Annotated in this window: 25 protein-coding genes and 11 tRNA genes; 29 read left to right on the top strand and 7 right to left on the bottom strand. The window is 34.3% G+C overall.

Annotated features, from left to right (window positions below):
- Window positions 1–59 precede the first annotated feature (59 nt).
- The 4 genes from CLOS_RS09415 to CLOS_RS09395 all read right to left on the bottom strand — a co-directional run bounded on the left by CLOS_RS09415 (window position 60) and on the right by CLOS_RS09395 (window position 2,016).
- Window positions 60–317: a hypothetical protein gene (locus CLOS_RS09415; RefSeq protein WP_041719185.1), complete on the bottom strand. Its 258-nt coding sequence runs from the start codon at window positions 315–317 to the stop codon at window positions 60–62.
- A gap of 10 nt (window positions 318–327) precedes the next feature.
- On the bottom strand, window positions 328–804 hold the full coding sequence (locus tag CLOS_RS09410; protein WP_012159676.1) for a hypothetical protein: 477 nt from the start codon (window positions 802–804) through the stop codon (window positions 328–330).
- Entirely contained in the window at window positions 768–1,322 is a 555-nt protein-coding gene (locus CLOS_RS09405; protein WP_012159675.1) for a hypothetical protein, read from the bottom strand. The genes CLOS_RS09410 and CLOS_RS09405 overlap by 37 nt, the downstream gene beginning before the upstream one ends.
- Window positions 1,323–1,788: 466 nt before the next feature.
- Entirely contained in the window at window positions 1,789–2,016 is a 228-nt protein-coding gene (locus tag CLOS_RS09395) for a hypothetical protein (protein ID WP_012159674.1), read from the bottom strand.
- A 166-nt stretch (window positions 2,017–2,182) separates the two neighbouring features.
- Here CLOS_RS09395 and CLOS_RS09390 point away from each other — a divergent pair, with 166 nt between their 5' ends.
- The 13 genes from CLOS_RS09390 (at window position 2,183) to CLOS_RS09330 (ending at window position 4,603) form a co-directional block, all read left to right on the top strand.
- Window positions 2,183–2,554: a helix-turn-helix domain-containing protein gene (locus CLOS_RS09390; protein ID WP_012159673.1), complete on the top strand. Its 372-nt coding sequence runs from the start codon at window positions 2,183–2,185 to the stop codon at window positions 2,552–2,554.
- A 24-nt stretch (window positions 2,555–2,578) separates the two neighbouring features.
- Entirely contained in the window at window positions 2,579–3,154 is a 576-nt protein-coding gene (locus CLOS_RS15265; protein WP_012159672.1) for a DUF2726 domain-containing protein, read from the top strand.
- Window positions 3,155–3,591: 437 nt separating this feature from the next.
- Window positions 3,592–3,676, top strand: a tRNA-Tyr gene (locus CLOS_RS09380).
- Between the two features lie 39 nt (window positions 3,677–3,715).
- Window positions 3,716–3,798, top strand: a tRNA-Leu gene (locus tag CLOS_RS09375).
- A 13-nt stretch (window positions 3,799–3,811) separates the two neighbouring features.
- Window positions 3,812–3,886 (top strand) — tRNA-Gly (locus tag CLOS_RS09370).
- Window positions 3,887–3,894: 8 nt separating this feature from the next.
- A tRNA-His gene (locus tag CLOS_RS09365) sits at window positions 3,895–3,970 on the top strand.
- 5 nt (window positions 3,971–3,975) lie between these two features.
- A tRNA-Gln gene (locus CLOS_RS09360) sits at window positions 3,976–4,052 on the top strand.
- 4 nt (window positions 4,053–4,056) lie between these two features.
- A tRNA-Lys gene (locus CLOS_RS09355) sits at window positions 4,057–4,132 on the top strand.
- A 6-nt stretch (window positions 4,133–4,138) separates the two neighbouring features.
- Window positions 4,139–4,227: transfer RNA gene (locus CLOS_RS09350), tRNA-Ser, on the top strand.
- Between the two features lie 8 nt (window positions 4,228–4,235).
- A tRNA-Ser gene (locus CLOS_RS09345) sits at window positions 4,236–4,327 on the top strand.
- An 8-nt stretch (window positions 4,328–4,335) separates the two neighbouring features.
- Window positions 4,336–4,412, top strand: a tRNA-Pro gene (locus tag CLOS_RS09340).
- 23 nt (window positions 4,413–4,435) lie between these two features.
- Window positions 4,436–4,512: transfer RNA gene (locus CLOS_RS09335), tRNA-Ile, on the top strand.
- A gap of 15 nt (window positions 4,513–4,527) precedes the next feature.
- A tRNA-Phe gene (locus CLOS_RS09330) sits at window positions 4,528–4,603 on the top strand.
- 107 nt (window positions 4,604–4,710) lie between these two features.
- Here the strand turns inward: CLOS_RS09330 and CLOS_RS09325 are convergent.
- A complete protein-coding gene (locus CLOS_RS09325; RefSeq protein ID WP_012159671.1) occupies window positions 4,711–5,748 on the bottom strand; it encodes a ribonuclease H-like domain-containing protein in 1,038 nt (345 codons plus the stop codon).
- A gap of 175 nt (window positions 5,749–5,923) precedes the next feature.
- Here CLOS_RS09325 and CLOS_RS09320 point away from each other — a divergent pair, with 175 nt between their 5' ends.
- On the top strand, window positions 5,924–7,333 hold the full coding sequence (locus tag CLOS_RS09320) for an S-layer homology domain-containing protein (protein ID WP_012159670.1): 1,410 nt from the start codon (window positions 5,924–5,926) through the stop codon (window positions 7,331–7,333).
- Between the two features lie 87 nt (window positions 7,334–7,420).
- Window positions 7,421–9,457, top strand: coding sequence for an ATP-dependent helicase (locus CLOS_RS09315; protein WP_012159669.1), 2,037 nt, complete (start codon window positions 7,421–7,423; stop codon window positions 9,455–9,457).
- Between the two features lie 48 nt (window positions 9,458–9,505).
- On the opposite strand, the gene CLOS_RS09310 is transcribed toward CLOS_RS09315, so the two are convergent.
- Complete coding sequence (locus CLOS_RS09310; RefSeq protein ID WP_012159668.1) at window positions 9,506–10,498, bottom strand: asparaginase; 993 nt, start codon at window positions 10,496–10,498, stop codon at window positions 9,506–9,508.
- A 371-nt stretch (window positions 10,499–10,869) separates the two neighbouring features.
- Here CLOS_RS09310 and CLOS_RS09305 point away from each other — a divergent pair, with 371 nt between their 5' ends.
- From CLOS_RS09305 to moaC, 4 genes are all read left to right on the top strand, one after another.
- Entirely contained in the window at window positions 10,870–11,481 is a 612-nt protein-coding gene (locus tag CLOS_RS09305) for a lactate utilization protein (RefSeq protein WP_012159667.1), read from the top strand.
- 147 nt (window positions 11,482–11,628) lie between these two features.
- Window positions 11,629–12,786, top strand: coding sequence for a cysteine desulfurase family protein (locus CLOS_RS09300; protein WP_012159666.1), 1,158 nt, complete (start codon window positions 11,629–11,631; stop codon window positions 12,784–12,786).
- A gap of 7 nt (window positions 12,787–12,793) precedes the next feature.
- Window positions 12,794–13,972: a tRNA uracil 4-sulfurtransferase ThiI gene (gene thiI, locus CLOS_RS09295; protein ID WP_012159665.1), complete on the top strand. Its 1,179-nt coding sequence runs from the start codon at window positions 12,794–12,796 to the stop codon at window positions 13,970–13,972.
- Between the two features lie 26 nt (window positions 13,973–13,998).
- A complete protein-coding gene (gene moaC / locus CLOS_RS09290) occupies window positions 13,999–14,478 on the top strand; it encodes a cyclic pyranopterin monophosphate synthase MoaC (protein ID WP_012159664.1) in 480 nt (159 codons plus the stop codon).
- An 82-nt stretch (window positions 14,479–14,560) separates the two neighbouring features.
- On the opposite strand, the gene CLOS_RS09285 is transcribed toward moaC, so the two are convergent.
- Window positions 14,561–15,058 (bottom strand): MogA/MoaB family molybdenum cofactor biosynthesis protein, encoded by a 498-nt coding sequence (locus tag CLOS_RS09285; protein WP_012159663.1) that lies wholly within the window; start codon window positions 15,056–15,058, stop codon window positions 14,561–14,563.
- Between the two features lie 101 nt (window positions 15,059–15,159).
- Between CLOS_RS09285 and CLOS_RS09280 the strand changes: the two genes are divergently transcribed.
- The 10 genes from CLOS_RS09280 (at window position 15,160) to CLOS_RS09240 (ending at window position 24,850) form a co-directional block, all read left to right on the top strand.
- A complete protein-coding gene (locus tag CLOS_RS09280) occupies window positions 15,160–15,504 on the top strand; it encodes a phage holin family protein (protein ID WP_012159662.1) in 345 nt (114 codons plus the stop codon).
- A gap of 26 nt (window positions 15,505–15,530) precedes the next feature.
- Window positions 15,531–16,043, top strand: coding sequence for a GNAT family N-acetyltransferase (locus CLOS_RS09275; RefSeq protein ID WP_012159661.1), 513 nt, complete (start codon window positions 15,531–15,533; stop codon window positions 16,041–16,043).
- A 184-nt stretch (window positions 16,044–16,227) separates the two neighbouring features.
- On the top strand, window positions 16,228–17,607 hold the full coding sequence (locus tag CLOS_RS09270; RefSeq protein ID WP_012159660.1) for an MATE family efflux transporter: 1,380 nt from the start codon (window positions 16,228–16,230) through the stop codon (window positions 17,605–17,607).
- A gap of 210 nt (window positions 17,608–17,817) precedes the next feature.
- Window positions 17,818–18,537: a hypothetical protein gene (locus tag CLOS_RS09265; protein ID WP_012159659.1), complete on the top strand. Its 720-nt coding sequence runs from the start codon at window positions 17,818–17,820 to the stop codon at window positions 18,535–18,537.
- Between the two features lie 293 nt (window positions 18,538–18,830).
- Window positions 18,831–20,171 (top strand): sigma-54 interaction domain-containing protein, encoded by a 1,341-nt coding sequence (locus tag CLOS_RS09260; protein ID WP_012159658.1) that lies wholly within the window; start codon window positions 18,831–18,833, stop codon window positions 20,169–20,171.
- Between the two features lie 377 nt (window positions 20,172–20,548).
- Window positions 20,549–21,883, top strand: coding sequence for a CitMHS family transporter (locus CLOS_RS09255; protein WP_012159657.1), 1,335 nt, complete (start codon window positions 20,549–20,551; stop codon window positions 21,881–21,883).
- A gap of 11 nt (window positions 21,884–21,894) precedes the next feature.
- Complete coding sequence (locus CLOS_RS09250; protein ID WP_012159656.1) at window positions 21,895–23,238, top strand: acyclic terpene utilization AtuA family protein; 1,344 nt, start codon at window positions 21,895–21,897, stop codon at window positions 23,236–23,238.
- On the top strand, window positions 23,239–23,538 hold the full coding sequence (locus CLOS_RS09245; protein ID WP_012159655.1) for an AtuA-related protein: 300 nt from the start codon (window positions 23,239–23,241) through the stop codon (window positions 23,536–23,538). It begins immediately after the preceding gene.
- A gap of 276 nt (window positions 23,539–23,814) precedes the next feature.
- Window positions 23,815–23,970 (top strand): hypothetical protein, encoded by a 156-nt coding sequence (locus tag CLOS_RS15915; protein WP_156774434.1) that lies wholly within the window; start codon window positions 23,815–23,817, stop codon window positions 23,968–23,970.
- Window positions 23,971–24,067: 97 nt separating this feature from the next.
- Window positions 24,068–24,850, top strand: a complete 783-nt coding sequence (locus CLOS_RS09240) for a DUF3221 domain-containing protein (RefSeq protein ID WP_012159654.1) — start codon at window positions 24,068–24,070, stop codon at window positions 24,848–24,850.
- Window positions 24,851–24,984: the final 134 nt, after the last annotated feature.

The following is a 24,984-nucleotide window of genomic DNA, read 5'->3' as shown; positions in this document are numbered from 1 at the left end:
AACCTCCTAAATCGTTGCCCATGCTACGCACAAGGCGTCAGCATGGGGCAAACGTTCTTTTATGTGAATGGTAAAGCATCCCATATCCGTTGTATCACTTTCCAGACAATATCAAAATTACGAATACCAACCCATATACCAAAAATAGTAAGCAAATCAACTATTGGAAGAAAGAAAGCAACAGTAGACAATATATTTACTAACCAAGGCAAAATGCCAACCGCAGATGTAAGGGGATTGAATTCAAGTATCGATAATTGGTTAATAACTAAAATCAATAGATTTTTTAATAAGTTAAATATAAATTCTAATATCATTGAATCACCCCTATTTATAAATAATTAATGGCAAGGTTTTCCATAACCTCTTAATAAAGAAGAACCAAGCACTAAATCGAATAAAGTTCAAAATATAAACTCTATATTGAACAAAATAACTAAAATCAACAATTGAAAACTGTCCACCACCATATTTTGAAGGCATCGTTATTTCAAACTTCGGAAGTTCTTGACTATAATTAATACCTTTAATATTTTCCATGAAAGCACGAATTTGACCAATCAATGGAAGTCGCTCGTTGAAAGCACCTAATATATCATTGAAAAAACTTTCAAAAAATCCATCTTGAGGTATTAAGGCAATCCAAAGAAAAAACTTATCAGAAAACGGATTTAAATAATTAATTATAGATGTGAAATTATAGGATATATCATCCCAAAAATCACGAATTAGATTTCTAATACTTGTAATTCTTGAAACTATACTACTTAAGCCATCCGCAATAGCTTCAAAAGGAACTGCCAAGCTTTCGAAAATGCTAGATAGATGATCAGAAAGCCAATCACGTATGGAATCAAACCAACCACTTGGCGGACTGTCATCATCATCCCATCCGTCGTTACCATTTCCTCCAGGATTGGTCCAAGAGTTTTTGAAAAAAAAACAGTGCCACTTAAATTTTTAACATCATAGTTAGTATACATATAATTAGAATAATTGAGTTGCCCTTCAGCCCAAGAAGGAGAACCACTATCAGCAATATAACCACTTTTTTGTACACTCAAATCATCGTTTACAAAATAATTACCAATTTTAGTTCCAGAAGTGAAAATTTTATTAGATGAAGGATCAATAGTCATTCGACCATCGGATAATAAAACACATACTTTACCTTTCGAATTTTGATAGATTATAAAATGTTGAACTGAATAAGAAGAAAAAGAAGATGGAATTTTAGTTTTAGAATAATCAACCGCAAATGAAAAACTTGTAAAAAGCAAAATAAACATCATGGAGATAATTAAAATTCGCTTACTTTTCACATTAAAAACCCCTTTCTAAAAAATAAAGGAAGGGTTACCCCTTCCAGTAGGGAACTCTAAGCACCCTTTAACGCAGACTTGACAAATGCAAGACCTTTTCTTAAAGCTATAAACCCAATAACCGCTGGTAAAACTGTAGGAACAAGAGCAACAACTTCGTCTAAAACTTTCATAAGATCTACCCCTTGTAAACTAATAAGACTAGCAACACCATGTAACATATTTTCACCCCCTCCCTATAAACCGCCTAAGAACCAACCGCCAAACAATTTTCCTAGTACAGTAATAACTTTCCAAACTAGAAAAGCGATAGCAACATATATAAGAATCTGCAATCCAGCAGTTATGTTGTTAAGGTGCAATATCAATTCGTTGATGGATTCAAGTTGCAAATTAGAAACTTCCAAGAGTTCAGAGAAATCGTAAACGATTTCATAAACTTCGGTAATGGTAGTAGTCTCCATTTCTAGGAAGCCTTTTGAAGTTTAATACTTGTAAACTTGTTTTTAACAGTAAGGACAGCATCTACCATTTCACCTTGACCGAATTCTGCCTTTGAATCATCATCGAGTAGGAATACCTCATTTTTGTAAGTCTTAGGGTCTGCCAACTCTACGAATCGTAAAGTCTTTTTACCCTCTCTTTCTAATGTGTTTTTCTCAACAAATACCAATCCTTTTTTAATAAATTCCATTTTTCAACACTCCTTTTTAAATTTAACTTTGTGTTTAATTTTTCGTTTTGTTAATTTCAATTATAATTTAACTAAACGAAAAAATCAAGCTTTATTTTTCGTTTAGTTTAAAAAGATTTTCTTTTTGTAAAATAAAGGTATAATAATAGTGAATGGGAGTGATTTCATGACTTTTGGAAAAAGATTAAAAAAATTACGAGAAGAAAAAAGCTGGCAACTTGAAAAAGTAGCAAAGTATTTAAAAGTAAGTATAGCAACAGTATCTAACTATGAGAGAGATTTTAGAAAGCCAGATATAGACACAATCAATAAAATAGCTGATTTATTTGAAGTAACATCAGATTATTTAATCGGGAGAACAAGTATAAAAGATGCTATTCTATTAGAAAATGAAGATTTACCAAAAGAATTAAAAGAAATAGGAATTGAATATTTAGAAGTAAACAAAGAGTTAAAAAAGAAAGGGTTATCACCAGAGGATATATTAGACATTATTGAAGCTATTGAGAAAACAGGACTAAGAAAAAGAGATAGATAGTTAAAAAAGGGGAGAGGAGTAGTTATGGAAAATATAATAGCAATTATTTTTCTATTCTTTTTATTTAAATTATATAAAAAAATTTTCAATAAAATAAAAATATTTTTAAAGGAAAATTTAGAGAAAAAAAGCGCTAGAGAAAAAACAATAGAAGAAAATAAAGGAGATATGTTTACAGAAAGACCAGTACATATATATAAAAAAAAATATTTTTTTACTAAAAACGAAAATTTATTTTTTAGAACTTTACAAGAAGCATTAAAGGAAGAAAACGTAATCATATTATCAAAAGTAAGAATAATTGATATAATTAGTATACCAGAACGGCAAAAAAACTTTATATACTATTTCAACAAATTAAAAGCAAAACACATTGATTTTGTAGTATGTGATAAAGATTACTTTTCACCAATATATTGTATAGAATTAGACGATAAAAGCCACCTTAGAGAAGATAGAATCCAAAGAGACATATTAGTAAATGAAATTTTTAAAAAAGTAGAAATGCCATTAATTAGAATTAAAGCAAAAGAAAGCTATGAAGTTAATGAAATTAAAGAATCATTAAATATTACAACCGAAAGAACTGAATTATATTAACAACTATTTTGGTGTTTTTTTTATATTCTTTAAAACTGAATTATCGATCTTAATAGAATAAATAAGATTATTTTTTAAATTAATTTCACCCATCTATTTTTTTATCCCCCTATGTAAAATATAAGAACATATGTTCAGTATAATTATAACACAGGTTATAAAAGTAAGTCAAACATATGTTCTGGATAGGCGAAAGTGGCGAACGTATATTCTAAAACAATTAAAATAATTGTACGAAATGTATAAATTTCAACAGATATACAATAATATATATATATTTTAAAAAATAAGTGAAAAAAGTATAGACAAAGGTATAAAAGTCATGTATAATTAATTTTGTTGCCAAAGAGAAACTACGAATCAGAAGGTCGGGAGTTCGAATCTCTCTGGGCGCACCATCTAATAAATGTCTACTATGGGTAGATGATAAAATTTCAGGAGGGGTTCCCGAGCGGCCAAAGGGGGCAGACTGTAAATCTGTTGTCAACGACTTCGAAGGTTCGAATCCTTCTCCCTCCACCAGATTATTTTACATAGATAGTAGCGTTTATAAATAAATATGCGGGTGTGGCGGAATTGGCAGACGCACTAGACTTAGGATCTAGCGGGCAACCGTGGGGGTTCGACTCCCTTCACCCGCACCAATTAACAAAATATGCGGAAGTGGCTCAGTGGTAGAGCATCGCCTTGCCAAGGCGAGGGTCGCGGGTTCGAGTCCCGTCTTCCGCTCCATTATTATGGTGGGTGTAGTCAAGTGGTTAAGACACAGGATTGTGGCTCCTGCATGCATGGGTTCGAATCCCATCATCCACCCCAAGTGTTGGGATATAGCCAAGTCGGTAAGGCAACGGACTTTGACTCCGTCATTCCGCAGGTTCGAGTCCTGCTATCCCAGCCATTTTGACCCATTAGCTCAGTCGGTAGAGCACCTGACTTTTAATCAGGGTGTCCCGCGTTCGAGTCGCGGATGGGTCACCATTTTAAGGAGAGATGTCCGAGCGGTTTAAGGAGCTGGTCTTGAAAACCAGTGACTCCGAAAGGGGCCGTGGGTTCGAATCCCACTCTCTCCGCCATATTCTAAGGAGAAGTACTCAAGTAGGCTGAAGAGGACGGTTTGCTAAACCGTTAGGTCGCGTAAGTGGCGCGCGGGTTCGAATCCCGCCTTCTCCGCCATTTAATGTCCGGGTGTAGCGCAGTTTGGTAGCGCACATGGTTTGGGACCATGGGGCCGGGGGTTCGAATCCCTCCACCCGGACCATTTTTTTTATGTTTTTAAAGTAAGGACCTTTAGCTCAGTTGGTCAGAGCATCCGGCTCATAACCGGCAGGTCCGGGGTTCGAATCCCTGAAGGTCCACCATTTACATTTCAATAAGCCCAGATAGCTCAGTCGGTAGAGCAGGGGACTGAAAATCCCCGTGTCGGTGGTTCGATTCCGCCTCTGGGCACCAGAAAAAGAACTGATAATATTATCAGTTCTTTTGTTATGTCCTTTGCCAAGCTTCTACCCAACGATTGGCAAAGGGCTGGTGCCATTATTGCATTTGAGTCTATTTTTTTATTGTTCATTTAATATTGAATTTAAGATATTCGATATTAAATGTGTTATTAAATCCACATTCATCCTACCATTTACGGCTAGAATCATAAGTTGGTCTGTCAGAAGATCACCGTTATGAAGCTGCTTTTCTTTCAACACATCTTCAAATAAATTAAAGTCCTTTCGATTAATATAGGTACACTTTTCTCCAGATGGTAAATAACCTTCATATAGCTGGATTTCTATGCAAAATTCTCCACTGGAAGGGGACCATTCAAATTTAAATTCCGATCCATAGTAAATAACATCGAGTAATTTTTTTTGACACTTTGTACTTCCTTTAATAAAGAGCAAGTTTCCCTTTATCAATACATCTTTAGGAAAAAATACAAAATCAATGGTTTCAGAATGGTGGATCACCTGGATCCTATTTCCTATCAGATTATTCTTTTCGATCTGAACATGATTAAAAATATGAAGAAGTTTATTTAAATAATAAATATCCTCGTAATTATGAAGTAATATTGTTTTCTCTAAGCTAGGTGAAGGATTTTTAACGTACTCCTTATAGAGAAGAACGCTATCCTGACCACTGATGGTATCCGTTCTGTAAATCCCAAGAAACCTCTCAACAGTTTTTAGCTTAAGGTTTTCTAGCTGTGATTTTAGCGTATCTTTTCGGAGACATTGGAGCACGTCGATATGCGTCAGATCATCAAAATGCCACTCTAAGTTATGATATTTAAATCGATGCTTTAGAAAAGGAATATCAAAAGCGGCACCATTGTAAGTTATAACGTAGGAAAAGCTTTGATATAAAGCAGCAAATTCCTTTAAAATGAGAATTTCTTCCTTCGGTTTTTCTGCAAAAAATTGTTTGATCACAATTTGATTGTTTTTATTGAATAAAACACCGATTAATACAACTTCATGATATTGTCTGCTAAGGCCCATGGTTTCTATGTCGATGATACAATAGTCTCCCGAATTGAATATATTTAATAGAGGATTGGGTAAATATGTGTTTTCATTTAATTCAAAAGTTTTGATTTTCATAGGGACCTCCTAAGGAATTCTTAATAATATCATATCAGATAAAAAGATTTGAATCAAAAATTTAGAAAAAAGTTTTTATTTTTAAACGTAATGTAAGTTTAATATTAGGATTAGGGTATACATGATAATATGAATAATAGAGATTCCATAATAAAGGGGAAACAGGAGGGATTTTATGAGAAAATTATGGATATTGTTTATGGTGATTTTAATGGTGGTATCTAGTGCTCAAACCAGTAGGGCATATGTTTATTACGACGATATTTTGGATCATTGGGGAGAACTATATATCGATTGGGCAACAAATGATGTTCGTTTATTTAAGGGATATGAAAACAATACATTTAAACCTGAAAATAGTATAACTAGAGCAGAATTTATGGCCATCATTAATCGGTTGCTTGGAATACAGAAGAGATCCACCAGTAAGGTGAACAGTAACTTTAAATTAAAATATAGTGACCTAACAAAAGAATTTTGGGCTTATGAGGATATTTATAAAGTCATCCATTATATAGAGAATGAAAATATGCCCAAAGTAGATATTCAATGGGTTTTCCCTGGAAATAATTTTAAACCAAATGAGCCCATTACTAGATATGAGGCTGGAGTTCTAATCAGTTTAATAACATCTCCCCCAGTAAAACCATTGAACAAAAAATATACAGATTTAAATAGCGATATGAAATTCTATAAAGAGATCTTAAACTTAACGGGAAACGGTATTGTTGAAGGTTATGAAGATGGTACTTTTAGACCGTGGAACAATATTACCCGTGCTGAAGCCTCAAAGATCGTAAAGAAAGCATATGAGGATTTAGAATACTTAAAGAAAGATCAATTGAATATCAATGATTTGGCGCGATTCAATTTACTAAAAGAAAAACCACTTTTTGAATATGGGAATCGTCCTAGAAATCAAGAAAACTTCGATAAAAAGTTTGTAGATGCCATCGCAACATTAGAATACATATCTTTTATTGGATACATTCCTCATGCGGAACGCCATTTATATGATGCGGATCCCATTGGTACATTATGGCAGCTCAAAAATGATGAATATTACAATGTGATCGGCGTAAATTACTATTTACTATCCTATGATAATAGCCTATTAAAAGAAAGGCAGAGAGAACTGGTCGTAGAGGCTATGGAATATTATGAAACAATGGAAAATAAAGAAAACATCAAAGGAATGGCAAATTTCATCTATATATCCAAGGACAAAATTAACGCCAAGGACTACATCTCTTTTCTAGAGAAATATCTAAATTTAACATTGGACAACAATGATGCCATATTCATAGGAACAGAATTGGTAGGGCAATACATGAACAATTATCAATATAAAAAGGCATTGGATTTATCTCAGTATATTCTTACGTTAAATAAAGATATTCGACTAAATGCCCAGTTAATATTAAATCATGGTTATATAATTTACAAGGATAGTGGTGTAAATTCTGCGGTACAGTACTTAAGCAAATCTTGGAACAATTTAAAGACAAACACATCCTACAGATTATATAGTGAGGAAATAGACCTCTTATTTACAAGTATGATGAAGCAGCTAATGAAAAAATGACACCATTTTAATCAAATAGAGTTTAATTTTTTAAGGAATTTGATATAATGGTACAAGCTAAATTATATTTTAAATTTGAGGTGTATTATGATACAGCAGTACTTAAAACAATTAAATCCGCAACAATTGGAAGCCGTCCAGCACTTTGAAGGACCTTGCATGGTATATGCAGGACCTGGCTCAGGCAAAACTACAGTAATCACCCATAGAGTAGGGTATTTAATTGATCACTATAAAGTGGATGCAAACAAAATTTTGGTTATTTCCTTTACGAAGGCTGCTGCAGATGAAATGAAGAGCAGGTTTGAAGAAAGCTATCAGTATTTTTCATCTTCAGATAAAAATGTTAGTTTTGGGACCTTTCATTCTACCTTTTTTAAAATTTTAAGATCTTATTATAGATATAATCTAGGAAACATTTTAGATGAGGGAGAGAAGATCGGTGTGATCAAAAATATTGTCAAGACATTGAATATAGGAAATGAATTAGATGATGATCTAATCAAAGACATTATATTAGATGTGGGGCTATTTAAAAGCAATATCTTAGATCAAGATAACTTTACGCCCAACTCTATATCAAAGGAAGACTTTGAACGAGTAGTTTTTTCCTATGAAACCTACAAAAAAGATTCCTTTAAAATTGATTTCGATGACATGCTGACGAAGTGCTACCAATTGCTTGTGAATCAACCCAGTGTTTTACAAAGCATAAGAGATGCTTATCAATACATATTGATTGATGAATTTCAAGATATCAATAGTATACAGTTTGAGATCATTAAACTAATTGTAGCTTCAAGAAAAAACTTGTTTGTTGTTGGAGACGATGATCAATCCATCTATAGTTTCAGGGGAGCAAATCCAAATTTCATCTTAGAATTTGATCGTATTTTTAAGAATACAAAAAAAATTATACTGAATCTAAACTATAGATCCCAAGAAATCATCATTGACACAGCGAATAAGCTCATAAGCAATAATGAATTTAGGGTAGATAAAAAGATGATATCTACAAAAAATCCTGGTGTTGAGATTCAATTTTCTCGACCGAAAACCAGGGAGATGGAAAATCAAGAGGTTAGTGAAGTAATCTCCACCTTGTTAGAAGAAGGATATACCTATAGGGATATTGCTGTCATCTACAGAACCAATATCCTATCCAGCTCTATCGTAGACTCCTTTTTAGATAATAATATTCCATTTATATCGAGAGATAATATATATAATATATACGAACACTGGATGGCGAAGGATATTGTGGCATATTTAAAAGCCACTGTCAATCTCAATGATAGAGAAGCATTAAAGAGAATTATCAATCGGCCCACCCGATATATTACGAACAAGGCAAAGAAAGATGCGGATGAATACCATAAAGATTTTATTACATCCCTCAGAGTGAAGGGAAATTTAATGCCTTATCAAGTGACTTATCTGGACAAATTAGAAATAGATTTGAAAAACTTAAAATCTATGGATGCCAAAGAGGCCATTCATTATATTCGAAAAGACATTGGATATGATGACTATATCAACAATTACTGTTTGGAAAAAGGTATCCATGGGGAGGGTTTATTGGAGATATTAGACGAGCTAGAAGACATCTCTTTAAAGCACGGTAATACTATGGAATTCTTAAACCATATCAATGAATTCAAGAAATCATTGCAGGAAAACAAAAGAAGCTCTTATGCTAAAGGAAATCAGGTAGAATTGCTGACAATGCATAGTGCAAAGGGACTAGAATTTAAAGTAGTCATCATTATAGAAGCTTTAGAGGAGATTATCCCCCACAGCAAGAGTCAGGACGAGGAAAGTATAGAGGAAGAAAGACGTTTGTTCTACGTGGCTATTACGAGGGCAAAGGAGCGATTATATATTTATTCACCCATGAGCAAATACGATAAGAAAGCAGATGTCTCTCGGTTTATTGGAGAAATGGAGCTGTTCAAAGAAAAACTCAATACATTTCAAAAAGGTCAGGAAATATTTCATAAGGTCTTTGGTAAGGGATTGATTCAGAAGGCAGATAAAAACATGCTGAAGGTTTGGTTCTTTAAAAGTAACGAAACGAAGGATTTAGATTTAGCAATATGTGCGGAAAATAATTTAATTAGTTAAAGAGAAGACCCTATTAGTAAAAAAGAAATTACTAGTAAGGTCTTTTCATTATTTATATTGGTTATTTTCAATGATATTTTTAACGACGTTTAGATCATTGGATATGGATAAGGCTAACATCAACTTAATCCTAGCTTTTTGTCCTGGAAGATCTCCACCTAGAATGACGCCCATATTTTTTAAGGCCCTGCCAGCACCTTCATAGCCATAAGTATCTAAAACTCTTCCAGTAGGGCAGCGGGATACCATTACAATGGCGACCCTATGCTTAATAGCGTACTCAATACCCTCTAGCATACTTGGAGGAACATTACCTCTGCCCAATGCCTCGATAACAATTCCTTTGGCGCCTGTATCCACAGAATATTTCAGAAATCTTGAGTCCATACCTGCAACACATTTGATTAAATCAACATTGATTTCAGCAGATTGAGTCGGAATATATTGACGGTTGATGATCTGTCTATGGTAGATGACCTCATCATTATCTACAATTCCAAGGGGACCGAATTCTAGGGATTTGAAGGTATTCAAGCTCAATGTGTTATTCTTTGTAACTTCACTAGCAGCGTTAACCTCATTATTCATTACAACGAGCACACCTTTATTCTTAGAATCTGGTGATATGGCAGTACAAACTGCGGCAGCTAAATTACTTGGTCCATCATAGCCAAGCTCTGAACTGTTTCTCATGGCCCCAACAACGACAACAGGCTTAGAAGAATTAATTGTCAGATCTAATAAATAAGCAGTTTCCTCTAAGGTATCTGTACCGTGAGTTATGATGACACCATCCATATCTTCTCGTTCTAAGGTTTGAACAACGAGCTTTTGAAGATCCATCATTAATGGAATATCAATATGCGGACCAGGAAGAGTAGAAAATGTAATGGACTCTGTTTCTGCATATTTATCTATATTCGTTACTAAGGACATAATTTCTTCGCTGGACAATGAAGGAATTGCAGCGCCGATCCTAGGGTCTACGGACATTGAAATTGTGCCTCCGGTAAATATGATTGCAACTTTAGGCTTACGCATTATAAACCTCCTCTAATAGTTTAATATAATAAAGATAATCCAATATCATTATATAGCATAGAATAGTAGTTTGGAAATATGAAAATATAAATTTACATAAAAACTTCAAGCACGAAAAAAAAAGCTAGGTCTATGCAACCTAGCTGCACGTCCGTTGGACGTGATTCCGTTCAAAAGGGGTATTGGGAATAGAGATTATATTATCGAGGTTACCAGGGGGATAACCACAAACATATTGTAACAAATTTCGACAAAAAGGTCAATGATTTGACATGAAAAAAATTTATTATATATAATAATTTTGTTTATGTAAAAATTAGTATATAATAGAGTATATACATATTCACTTATTTCATTTAGGGGGTAATTTCGTGGAACAAAGGATTGAAAAGGTTTTAAAAAATCTAGGGAAGAGAAACATCAGTGCTAAATTTTTTAAAACGAAGGAAGAAACTAGAGAAGCAATTTTAAAGGAAATAAAAGAAGAGATGTCAGTAGGCATTGGTGGATCAATGTCAGTGAAAGAATTAAATCTATATGAAGATTTAATAAAGGCTGGTAATCAAGTTCATTGGCACTGGTTATCAGAGCCATCAAAAATGTCAGAGACAAGAAGGATCGCTGCTACATCCGACATTTATCTAACAGGGACCAATGCGATAACAGAGGATGGCGAGTTGATTAATATAGATGGTGTTGGCAATAGAGTAGCTTCAATGTTCTATGGTCCCCAAAAAGTAATCGTCATATGCGGGATAAACAAAATCTGTTCAGATTTAATTTCTGCTATTGATCGCATTAAAAATGAAGCCTGTAGTAAAAATGCAAATCGATTGAATCTCAAGACGCCTTGTGCTGTTACTGGACAGTGTACTGATTGTCAAAGTCCTGAAAGAATGTGTAATATTACGACGATTATCAGTGGAAGACCTATGGAAATAGATTTGCAGGTTTACATAGTAGGTGAAAAATTAGGATTTTAGAATGAGAAGGGTTTCAATAACCTTTCTTTTTTTCTGAATACTTATTTATCATGGCAGAGGACATAATAAAGTAAGAATTACAAAGCTTTACAAAGTAATATTATTCATATATGATATTACCTGTAATATTAAAATGAGGGTGAATTTATGGAAGTTTATTTAGATAATGCAGCTACTACAAAACCTAGGGAAGAAGTAGTGGAAGCAATGTTAAAAGCCTTGAAAGAAGCCTATGGGAATCCTTCCTCGCTTCATAGAAAAGGAATGGAAGTCGAAAAAGAAATAAAAAGAATTAGAAGAATTATCGCTAAAGCTTTAGGCTGTACAGACCAAGAAATCATATTTACCTCTAGCGGTACAGAGGCAAATAATCTAGCCATTAGAGGAATTGCTGAATCTTATAAGCGCAGTGGAAATCATATCATTACCTCTAAGATAGAGCATAAATCTATTTTAAGTACATTGAATGAGTTAGAGAAGAAGGGTTTTTGTGTAACGTATTTAGATGTAGATCGAAAGGGTTTTATATCCTTAGATCAGCTGAAAGATTCAATTACAGATCAAACAATTTTAGTCAGCATCATGCATGTCAATAATGAGATTGGAAGTATAGAGCCCATAAAGGAAATCAGTAAGATTATTAAAGATAAAAATCCAAAGACTTTATTTCACGTAGATGGCATTCAGTCCTTTGGAAAAATAAAATTTAGCTTAAAAGATTTCAATGTTGATAGTTTTTCAATCAGTGGACACAAGATCCAAGGACCCAAAGGAATCGGTGCGTTATATGTTAAAAAAGGAACTAAAATAACGCCAATTCTAAGTGGGGGAAATCAGGAAATGGGAATACGGTCAGGAACTGAAAATGTACCCGGTATTTATGGATTGGGAGAGGCAGTTCGATTGTCTGTAGAAGAGCAAAATCAAAATATTGCCCATTTAAAAGAGCTACGTGATTATTTTATAGAGGAGTTTAGCACTAAAATAGAAGATGTCCATATCACATCAGAAAAAAATGATGCTTTTGCTCCCCATATTATCAATGTCAGTTTTCCTGGTGTTCGAAGTGAGATTATGCTTCATAGCTTAGAGCAAGATGGAATCTATGTATCTTCAGGTTCTGCTTGTTCTTCAAAAAGAAAAGGCTTCAGCCATGTGTTGGAAGCGATTCGTATGAATGAGAATCTGATTGATAGTGCTCTCAGATTCAGTTTATCCCATAGGACGACAAAGGCTGAAGTCGACTATGCCTTAGAAAAAACTAAAGAACATTACACGAGTTTAAAGAGAATTATTAAGAGGTGATGGTATCATGGAAAATGTAGTAATTATTCGATATGGAGAAATCATGTTGAAGGGAAATAATAAAAGATTTTTTGAAGATAAATTAGTGAAACAGATTCGTCATGCACTATCGGATCTGGGTAAGCTTAAAGTGTATAAAGCGCATAGTAGAATCTATGTAGACGTTGATGCATACGATGTGGCGGATATTACAGATCGCGTAAAGAAGGTCTTCGGTGTAGTTTCTCTCAGTGTTGCAAAAAGGTTTGAAGTAGATATGGACCGAATCAAAGAAGTTGTGCTTGAAGAGATAAAGGATCGAATGCTAGAAAATCCTGGAATTAAAACCTTTAAAATGGAGAGTAAAAGAGGAGATAAAAGATTTCCAATGCAATCCTTAGAAATTAGCAGAGAGCTGGGTGGACACGTTTTAGAGAATATAGAGAATATCTCTGTTGATGTCCATCATCCAGATGTCTCTATTCATGTGGAAATCAGAGATCAAGCTTTTGTCTTTAGCAATAAAATTAGTGGTTTTGGTGGCCTGCCTTTAGGGACCAACGGTAAAGCGTTGCTTCTGCTTTCAGGGGGAATTGATAGCCCGGTAGCAGGATGGATGGTTGGAAAAAGAGGTGTGGATATAGAGGCAATACATTTCCATAGCTATCCATTTACCAGTGATCGAGCGAAAGAAAAAGTAATGGATTTAGCAAAAATACTTTCTGGTTATTGTGGAGCGTTCAAACTATACTCTGTGAACCTGCTACCGATTCAGAAGGAAATCAACGAGAAGTGTCCGGAAGAAGAAATGACCATCCTTTCAAGAAGATTTATGATGAAAATAGCAGAGCGCGTAGCACTGCAAAACGATTGCGATGCCTTAGTTACTGGGGAGAGTATCGGTCAAGTTGCAAGCCAAACAGTAAAGAGCCTAAATGTTACAAATAGTGCTGTAGACCTGCCTGTATTTAGACCTTTAATCGCTATGGATAAAGTAGATATCATTGATCTATCTCAGAAGATAGAAACCTACGAAACATCGATACTTCCATTTGAAGATTGCTGTACCGTGTTTTTACCGAAACATCCAGTTACACAGCCTAAGTTAGAAAAAATCCTTCAATCAGAAAGTAAATTAGATGTAGAAGCTCTCATCAGTGCAGCTTTAGAAGCGTTGGAAGTAGAAAAGATTTCGATTGAAGACTAAATTAATATCAAAGGGAGAGAAGCTTTATGGATACTTTGACTCATTTTAATGAAGAAGGAAGAGCTAAAATGGTAGAGGTTGGACAGAAATCAGATACCAATAGAGCAGCTGTGGCTAGAGGAAGCATCTATATGCTACCCGAAACACTCCAGCAAATCGTCCACCAGAATATAAAAAAGGGTGATGTTTTAGCTGTTTCACAAGTAGCTGGTATTATGGCAGCAAAAAAAACCAGTGATATTATCCCAATGTGCCACAATATTTTTCTAACAGGTGCCGATATTAAATTTAACATTGATGAAGAAAAGAGCAAAATCGATATTGAAGCCATCGTAAGAACAACCGGAAAAACAGGCGTAGAGATGGAAGCCTTAACAGCTGTTTCTGTAACCGCCTTAACTATTTACGATATGTGTAAGGCCATTGATAAAACAATGAGGGTATCGGACATAAGATTGGCTAAAAAAACAGGTGGAAAATCTGGAGATTTCATTATAGAAGATTAGGAAGCTCAGATAAAACATAAAGACCTAAGATACTTACTGGTTCAAAGTAAAAGTCTTAGGTCTTTGTAATTATCACATCAATTTATTTTACTTCGTGGCCACATTCATTATCTGTACCTTTTAAAATACCAACACCATGGGAAAGAACTGGTAGAATGACCTCTAAACATTCTTTTACTCCTTTAGGACTGCCGGGAAGGTTGATAATTAAGGACTGCTTTCGAATGCCAGAAACAGCTCTAGAGAGCATGGCTTTCGGCGTAACACTGAGGCTTTTCATTCGAATCGCTTCAGAGATTCCAGGGGTTAGCCTTTCCACAACATCTAAAGTAGCTTCCGGTGTAATATCTCTAGGAGAAAAACCGGTTCCTCCCGTTGTAAAAATAAGATCCAGCTTTGCTTCGTCACACATATAGATTAAACCTTCGGCAAGTTTTTCTCTTTCATCTGGAACAATCATATATTCCTTTACTATGCCACCAATTGGTTCCAACAGTTCACCGATTAATGGACCGCTGGTATCTGTTCTTTCTCCTTTAGAACCTTTATCGCTTGCTGTAATAATACCTACTGTAATCAAAATAGATTCCTCCACTCATGATCGAATTTTTAAAAAAACATTGTTGTAATTATTGGATTATCATATAATATAAGTATAACATAGAAATGGAGGTGTATAGAATGAAGTTTTTTGCTAGATGGTTGATCAGCGCCCTCTCTATCTACATAATCGCAGGTTTGTCCATAGGGGTAAGCGTGACGAGCTTTAAGTCTACGTTGGTTGCTGCAGCTATTTTGGGTATTGTAAATACAATTATCAAACCGATTTTAGTAATTTTAACTTTACCAATTAATATTATGACATTGGGTTTATTTACATTTATTATTAATGGAATCACACTTAAGATAACCTCCAGCATCGTTGGTGGCTTCGATGTAAAGAATATTTTTGCAGCAGTCGTAGCATCTGTACTGATTGGTGCAGTGAATCTCATATTAACGAGTTTAGTTGGTGTTAAAAAATAACTACAGTAGAGTAGACGGAGGCTAAAATGGGAAATATAATGGATACTAAAATAGATGGTTTTAAATTGAGATTGGCAGAAGAAAATGATGTACCATTGATTCTACAATTTATTAAAGAACTAGCAGACTATGAAAAATTATTGCATGAAGTAGTAGCAACGGAAGAGATATTAATGGATTCCTTATTCAAGCGAAAAGCAGCGGAGGTTGTGATCGGAGAATATGATGGGGAGCCTGTTGGCTTTGCTTTATTTTTTCATAATTTTTCCACTTTCCTAGGAAGACCTGGGATCTACTTAGAGGACTTATATGTGAAGCCTGAAATGAGAGGAAAAGGGATTGGCAAACTGATGCTATCCTTTTTAGGAAAACTGGCCGTTGAAAGAGGCTGTGGGAGATTAGAGTGGTGGTGTATCGACTGGAACGAACCATCCATTCAGTTTTATAAAAGCATGGGCGCAGTTCCAATGGATGAGTGGACCGTATATCGAGTCTGTGACGATGCACTGATAAATTTAGCAAAGGAATATGACAAGTAAATAGATAAGGCTCTACAGAAAAATCACAAAAGATATTGACTGTATTAGCAATGATCGTTATAATCAATTAGTATGATAAATTAACTCAATATAGAGATGAAATTAAAATTAAAAGGCAGATGGGCGGCTTTCAATACCCATATGTCTTTTTTATTTATTTCTATGAATCGTAGGAGGCAGACATATGAAAAAAATTTTAAAAGACAAGCATTTTTTATCTACAATTATAGCATTGGTTATACCGATTACATTACAAAATCTAATTAGCTCCTCATTAAATATGGTGGATAATCTAATGATAGGAAAACTAGGCGAAAGTGCGATCGCTGCCGTTGGACTGGTGAACCAGTATTTTTTTGTGTATACACTGGCTGTGTTGGGAATTAATGCGGGTGCAAGCATATTTATTGCACAGTTTTGGGGGAAGAAAGATATCCCAAATATCCGAAAAATGATCGGTTTAGATATGGTTTTGAGCATATTCGTTTCCATTTTATTTTCAATAATCGTATGGATATCACCGGAGGCGATTGTAAAAATATTTACAAAAAACCCAGAAGTCATAGCATTGGGTGCAGAGTATATCAAGTTTGTATCCATAACCTTTATTTTTTCAGCAATCACTCAAGTATATTCCACCAGTTTGAGAAGTATTGGTATTGCAAATCCTCCTATGTATGGAAGTCTCATAGGCGTATTAACCAATGCATTTTTAAACTGGGTTCTGATATTTGGCTATCTTGGATTTCCTGCCATGGGCGTTAAAGGAGCAGCCATCGCCACCAGCATTGCACGATTTGTTGAAATGATATTTATTATTATATCTGCACACACAACAAATGATGTAATTCCTGCAAAATTAAATGAAATCTTTGGATTTAACTTTGAATTTATTAAAATCTACTTTAGAACTTCTTATTCTGTAATATTAAATGAATTGATTTGGTCCTTGGGCTTAAGTGCCTACTCTATTATCTATGCTAAAATAGGCATTCGAGAAGTTGCTAGCATGCAAATCGCAACAACGATCAACAATATGTTTATGGTTTTATCCATCGGTGTCGCTACAGCAGCTTCTATTATGATTGGGAATAGGATTGGGGAAGATAAAGAAGAACTAGCCATAGATTATGCAGTAAAACTAGGAATATTAACCCCGATGATAGGCCTTGTATCGGGAGTCGCCCTTTGGATTGCTTCTCCCCATATTGTGAGTATATTCAATATCAATAAGGATACCGTTGAAATGACCATCGTTGTCCTTCGAATTATGGCAGTTTTTGCACCACTACGATTTTTCAATGTTTTGATGATTGTTGGGGTGTTTAGAGGGGGCGGAGATACGACCTACTCCATGCTGGTACAGCTTGGAACCGTATGGTTTTTTGCTATCCCAGCCGGATATATAGGGGCAGTTGTATTTAATTTATCTTTAAGCGAAGTATTCTTTATTATATGTTTAGAAGAAGTCGTTAAAATTGGTTTTGAGTTGAAGCGTCTTCACTCTAAAAAGTGGATTAAGAATATAATCCATGATGTAGAAGCAATGAGTGCTTCAATTTAGAAGTAAGTTTCAAGGAATTTATCGATCAATGTCGGTAGATTCCTTTTAATTTTTGAGGATAGAGAAAAATTATGGATATGAAAAGAAGGATATGAAAGTGATTTATAGAAGGTTATAGTATTCTATAAATCAGAGAAGATATAGAAATATTCTCTGTATAAACCCAAGGAATCCATATCTTATATAAAAGTAGAGGAGCTGAGCAGGAATATGATTCAAAGGAAGAAACCATGGAACCTAATTTTTTTATTGATTTGTATATTGATTGTAATACCAAATTGGAGCTATGGGAATTCTGCGGAACCGCCTTCTATACTGATTATTGTACCAAATGCGCCAACAGATTTAGAAATCAGCATGAATATCAATAATAATATAGTAAGAGGCAGAAAAACCGATAAATTAATCGAAAGTCAATATACTTTCTATTATAGGGAAATCAAAATGGCACCAGCGTATATTCTTACAATCGAGACAGAAGATCATCAATATGAAATTCCTTTTGAAAAGCCCATAATTGCATATAATAATGTATATACCTTGGATTTAGAAACTCAGATATTGACCATAGGAAAATTACCTTCAAGGACAGTATTACTGGTTTCCCTCCGGATAATTTTAACCTTCTTAATTGAAGGGGCCATATTTTTTATGTTTAATTTCAGAGAAAAAGCATCATGGATTGCATTTCTAATCATCAATTTAATGACACAAGGTGCATTGAATCTATGGATCAACAGTTTTAAACCCAATGAATATGTTATTCTAGCTTTGGTTTTTGCTGAGATAATTATACTTATTACCGAAATGATACTATTCCCAATATGGATAAAAGAGCATTCTAAGACGAGAACAAATGCATATGTCCTTATTTCAAATATTGCAAGTTTATTTGTAGGTGGATATTTAATTACCATACTGCCCATATAATACGGAGGGACTGAAAATATTAAGGAAATAGTAGAAAGGATAAAAGAAACACAACCAAAGGGTCTGTTTCTAGCAATTGTTGAATGTGATTCGAATCAAACACAAGGGTTTATAGGGGTACAAAACAGAAAAATGTAAGGATAACGCCATGGTTCTATCATTGTATGTTGCGAAAATTCATAGGAATAAAGGTATGGCAACAGACTTGAGAAAATTTTTACTCCATAGAACAGTAGCATGATGTACAATTGAAAGTTTTGAAAGGGATTTGACCGAAAAGGAGTGATAGAGTAATGGAATTGAAGGTTGATGAAAGTCTTATGACGATTTTGGATGCCATATCTGAAGGAATTACGATTATTGATATAGATGGTAAAGTGATATTTGGAAATAAAGCTTACTGCAATTTTATTGGATTAGAACGTGAAAATTTAATTGGTGCTGAATTAAAGAAAATAAGATCCAGTGCAAAGCTTCCAGAGGTGATCCAATCGGGAGAAAATTTAATGCATGTTGAAAGAAAAGAAAATGGTGAATATTATTTTGTAAATATGTACTCTGTATACTCTAAAGATAGAGTAATCGGTGGTATTTCAGTTGTTACGTTTTTTAATGAAGCTTTTGATTTTAAAAAACAAATTGAACAACTAGAAAAAAAGATGGAAACCAAGATTTTGAGAATTAACAAAGCGAATAGTGCTCGGTATAAATTTGAATCAATTACTGGAGTAAGTAAATCTATGGTAGATGTTAAAAATACGGCGATGCAGGTTGCTGAGACTGATATGACTGTGCTCCTAGAATCAGAGACCGGAACAGGAAAAGAGCTATTTGCTAATGCCATACATAACTTTAGCTTAAGAAAAAACGAGGTGTTTATCGCAATTAACTGTGCAAATTTTAGGGGAGAGATCCTTGACTCCGAATTATTTGGTTATGTAGAAGGAGCCTTTACTGGTGCAAAGAAAGGCGGTAAAATGGGACTTTTTGAAGCAGCTCATAAAGGAACCCTATTCTTAGATGAGATTTCAGAAATGGATATCAGCCTTCAGGCAAAACTCTTAAGAGCACTTCAAGAAAACATTATTAGACCTGTAGGGAGTGTTACAGATATTCCAGTAGATGTGCGAATCATATGTGCTTCCAATGCTAATCTCAAAGCGTATGTAAAAGAAGGAAAATTTAGGGCAGATTTATATTATCGGCTCAGTGTCTTTCCAATAAAAATACCACCTCTTCGAGAGAGAGTAGAGGATATTTCTGTTATAACTATAGATCAGTTAAAAAATATATCTAAAAAATTGAAAAGAGTGATTCGAATAGATCAAGGGGCTATGGAGGTTTTAAAAAAATATCATTGGCCTGGAAATGTAAGAGAACTAGTAAACGTCTTAGAATTTTCATCTTTTAAAGCCAAAGATGGTCTGATAACGTTGGAATGCCTTCCAGAATCATTGTACGCCGTTGAAGAAATAAATACTAACGATAAGCTGAGCGAAAGAGTTCGAGCTTTTGAAAAGCGTGAGATCTTGAAAGAACTAAATAAATATGGAGCTGATACGGAAGGGAAAAGAAAAGCTGCAAAAAAATTAGGGATTTCTTTGGCATCTTTATATAACAAAATAGGAGATTAATTCTAAAATATTAGAATTAATTTTAAATATTTAGAATAACCCAAAGTGAGCTATTGCAAACACTTTATAAGAGGGACTTCTAATTTTTCTAAGATACTAGAAAAATTAGAGTCTTGTTTTTTTATTATAAATCAAAAACTTTACTTTCAGATATAAAGAAACAAAATTAATTGTTTTTGTATCGATTAACTTTATATCGTATCTAATTTTAGATAACATTTAAAATCACAACTATTTAAAATAGAAATAAGGGATAAATGGACTTCAACAAAAGCTTACAATATAAATTTAGGGAAGAAGAAACGTAGGTTATCTTAACTTGGCATGGTATTTGCTCTTAATATTAGTGACAATATTAAAAAGGAGGTAGCATATAAATGCTAGCAATGTTAGGATTTTTAACTGTTATTTTTATGCTTGCGCTTGTAATGAGTAAGAAAGCTTCAGCTACAGTTGCATTAATTGGTGTACCAGTAGTAATTGGAGCAATTGCCTCATTTTTCTCCACTGGAGAAGGTGCATACAATATTTTAGACATTGGTAAATTTATTACGTCAGGTATTGGAACCGTAGCAGCAACTGGCGTAATGTTTATCTTTTCAATTTTATTCTTTGGAATTTTGACTGATGCAGGAACTTTTCGTCCAATCATCAAGAAAATACTTAATATTATCGGTACGGATCCTATTAAAATCGCAATGGGAACTGCTATATTAGCGATGATTGTTCATCTTGATGGCTCTGGAGCAGTAACTTTCTTAATTTGTATTCCAGCATTATTACCTGTTTATGATGCCGTTGGTATGAGTAGAACAACCTTGGCTACTATTGTTGCTCTGGCAGCAGGTACGATGAATATTGTACCGTGGGGAGGACCTACTATTCGAGCGGCAACAGCCATGGAAATGAACGTAATGGATTTATTTAATCCATTAGTAATTCCTGTAATATGTGGCCTTGCCACAGTCCTATTAATTGCTTTTATTCTTGGAAAAAAAGAGAAAGGTAGATTGGGAGAAAGTAATACAAATAGCGTAAAAGAAATGGAACAAGAGTTAACAGAGGAACAACAAGCTCTTCTAAGGCCGCATCTCTTTGGTGTAAATGTTATTTTAATTTTAGTAGCAATTGTAGGATTAATCATGGGTGGTAAATATGGAATCAAGCCAGAAGTTGTATTTATGATTTCCTTTGTATTATCCATAGTAATAAACTATCCAGAAGTTTCTATGCAAAAATCAAGAGTGGATGCCCACGCAAAATCAGCAATACTTATGGCTTCCGTATTGTTTGCGGCAGGAGCATTCACAGGAATTATGAAAGGTTCTGGAATGATCACTGCAATGTCAGAGGCGCTGGTGGCAATTATACCAGCTTCAGCAGCTCGATATTTTGCAGTTATTACTGGCGTTATTTCAATGCCATCATCTCTATTATTTGATCCAGATTCCTTCTACTTCGGTGTATTACCAGTTTTATCATCCACTGCAAGTAGATTTGGAATTGAGGGAATAAGCATTGCAAGGGCCGCTATCTTAGGTCAGATGACAACGGGATTCCCTGTTTCACCCCTTACACCGGCTACATTTCTTCTCGTGGGTCTAGCGGGTGTTGATTTTGGTGAGCATCAGAAAAAAACAATACCGTATTCATTTACAGTAACAATCGTAATGCTTGTAGCTTCAGTGGTATTCGGCGCGATTAGAATTTAAGGAGGGAGAACATGAAAAAAATTAGATTAGGAAGTGGGGCAGGATATGCTGGAGATCGATTGGAACCAGCATTAGAATTGCTTGAAAAAGGAAATATTGATTATATAGGTTTTGAGTGTCTAGCAGAGCGAACAATTGCCATAGCACAGCAAGAAAAATTAAAAAATCCAACCAAAGGCTATAATGAATTATTAGAATACAGGATGGAAAAGGTTCTACCTCTTGCTTGGAAGAAGAAAATAAAGGTTATTACAAATATGGGAGCAGCAAATCCACATGCAGGTGCGGAAGCAGTGTATAAAATTGCTCAGGAACTGGGGATTAAAGGGATTAAAATCGCAGCGGTTACAGGTGACGATGTAGGGAGTCGAATGGATCACTATAAAAACATTACAGTTTGGGAAACAGGACAAACACTAAAGGAATTAGATGGAGAAATTATATCAGCGAATGCTTACCTTGGTTCTAAAGGAATTGTTAAGGCCTTAGAAATGGGTGCTGATGTAGTGATTACTGGTAGAGTGGCCGATCCTGCTATATTTATGGCACCGCTGATATATGAATTCGGTTGGGACTGGGATAATTATGATCTTTTAGGTAAAGGGACATTGGTTGGTCATTTGCTTGAGTGTGGCGGACAGGCAACGGGAGGATATTATGCTGAACCTAGCAAGAAAGATGTTCAAGGATTAGCTCGACTGGGCTTCCCAATCGCAGAGGTATCAGAGGATGGAAGCTTCATGATCACTAAAGTTGAAGGATCTGGAGGAAAAGTGACAAAGCACACGTTAATCGAACAAATGATATATGAGATTCATGATCCAGCCAACTATATTACACCGGATGTAATTGCAGATTTTTCAAAGGTAGAATTCCAAGAGATTGAAAAGGATGTCGTTGCGGTTATTGGCGCAAGTGGTAAAAAGGATTCCGATAGTTTCAAAGTTTCAATAGGATACAAGGATTGCTATATCGGAGAAGGAGAAATTTCCTATGGAGGCCTTGGAGCTTATGAGAGAGGAATCCTTGCTGGTGAAATTGTCAAGGAACGACTAAAGATCAGAAATATTCAGGTAGACGAAATTAAATATGATCTGATTGGCGTAAATAGTCTTTATTGGAATGCAGATAAAGATTATAGAGATTCTGAAGAAGTAAGACTTAGAGTTTCTGCAAGAACGAAGGACCGTGCTGTTGCTACAAAGATTGGCGAAGAAGTTGAAACACTATATACCAATGGACCAGCAGGTGGCGGTGGGGCAACAAAAAAGGTATCGGAAATTATATCTGTTGCCTCTATCTTAATACCTAAAAAAGATGTTCCAGTGGATGTACGTATATTGGAGGTGAAGTAAATGAAGCTATGGGAAATTGCGCACTCAAGAACAGGTGATAAAGGAAATATTTCTAATCTTTCCTTAATCGTATACAATATGGAGGATTTTAAAGAAGTTAAAGAAAAAATAACTGCTGAGGCCGTAAAAAAACATTTTAAAGATATTGTAAAGGGAGAAGTTATAAGATATGAATTGCCACAACTCGGCGCATTCAACTTTGTCATGTACGACGCCTTAGGTGGAGGGGTTACGAGAAGCCTTTCTCTGGATAAACACGGTAAAAGTTTAAGCTCTTTCCTACTGAATATGGAAATATAGTCGGAGGACTAAGTTATAAATGTAATAAAATATAAGTATAGGAACAGTTGTAATAGATACAGTAGCCTTGAATAGTCAAGGTTGCTGTATTTTTTTCTGTGATAGAAGGACTTTTAAGTATGGTGAAAGAATAAAAGATATAATTACAATATACTATTTATATATTTTTAAAAAAGTAGATAGAGATTTTTATATAATTGGGAATGTGAGAATAGAGAATGAGATGTGAATAGATGGATGTGTAAACAATTTTTAAAATATAGAGAGGTGGGTCCAATGAAAAAAATTATTGCTAGATATTTTTATGCGCCGATTTGCCCAGAATCATTTGCTTCACTTGATCGTTTACATCATTTATTTTATAAATACAAAGATCGGATTGATTTCGAAGCATTTAATGTATTTGACTGTAATTTAATTGAAGCAACATAAGTAAAAAATATTATTCTCTTAATACAACTTGATGGAACAATTTAAAGAGATTCATCGTCTAAAAATAAAAGGAAACAGTTGGGAGGATGAATTTATTATGAAAAAAATTTTGATTTTGATGATAGGTGCAATTCTTATTTTATCAGGTTGTAGCCATCCAGAAAATAACAACAAAACTTTATTGGTTGCAACTATATTGGAGAACAATGGGTCCTACTTGGTGGTAGAACCTATAAAGGGCTCTGTAGAGCTAAATTCTGCTGATAAAATTAAAGTATCCATAGGAAACAATACTGTATTAGAATCTAAAGATAAAAAGATATCAGTAGAGGATATTGAAATAGGACATAAAGTTGAAATACTCTACGATGGTACCATTGCTGAAAGTTATCCTGCACAAATTAACAAATGTTACAGTGTTCAAATATTGGACTACAATGTTTTTACAACAGAAGATGAAAATTTCCTAGTAAAAACATATATCAACAAATTAGAGTTTAAAGAAAAAGAAGAAATCAGTATGTATTCGACCATAGAGTATATTGGAGAAAAAGACAGTATTACCATATGGTCAGGTGAACCCTATTTCCATTATGAAATCTACGATGGAAAAGAATACTTCAGCGAGGGCATGACCCAAGATATATTAAAACAAACAGTTTTAAATAAAGGTGAAATATATACGATACCATTTTCAAAAAGTGGAGGATACAGTGAAGAGGATCCTAAAGCTGATTTTTGGAAACAGTATTATTCAGAAAAAGAACTGAAGCTACCGAAAGGAAAGTATTTCTTTACTGCATATACAGATTTTTCTTTGAATAAAGAACAGGTAGAAAATATAATGTTGAAAATAGAATTTGAAGTTAATGTAAATTAAGAGAAGGTATGTGATACCTTCTTTTTTATTATTAAATGGATAACGATAAAATATTGTATAAGTTAAGCTGAAAGAAAAGGAATTTCTATATAGAGGAAGAATGATATAGTTATGTATATTTTAAAGATATTCAA

Source organism: Alkaliphilus oremlandii OhILAs (genome assembly GCF_000018325.1).
GTDB classification, from domain to species: Bacteria; Bacillota; Clostridia; order Peptostreptococcales; family Natronincolaceae; genus Alkaliphilus_B; species Alkaliphilus_B oremlandii.
This window is presented reverse-complemented; position numbering and strand designations above follow the sequence as displayed.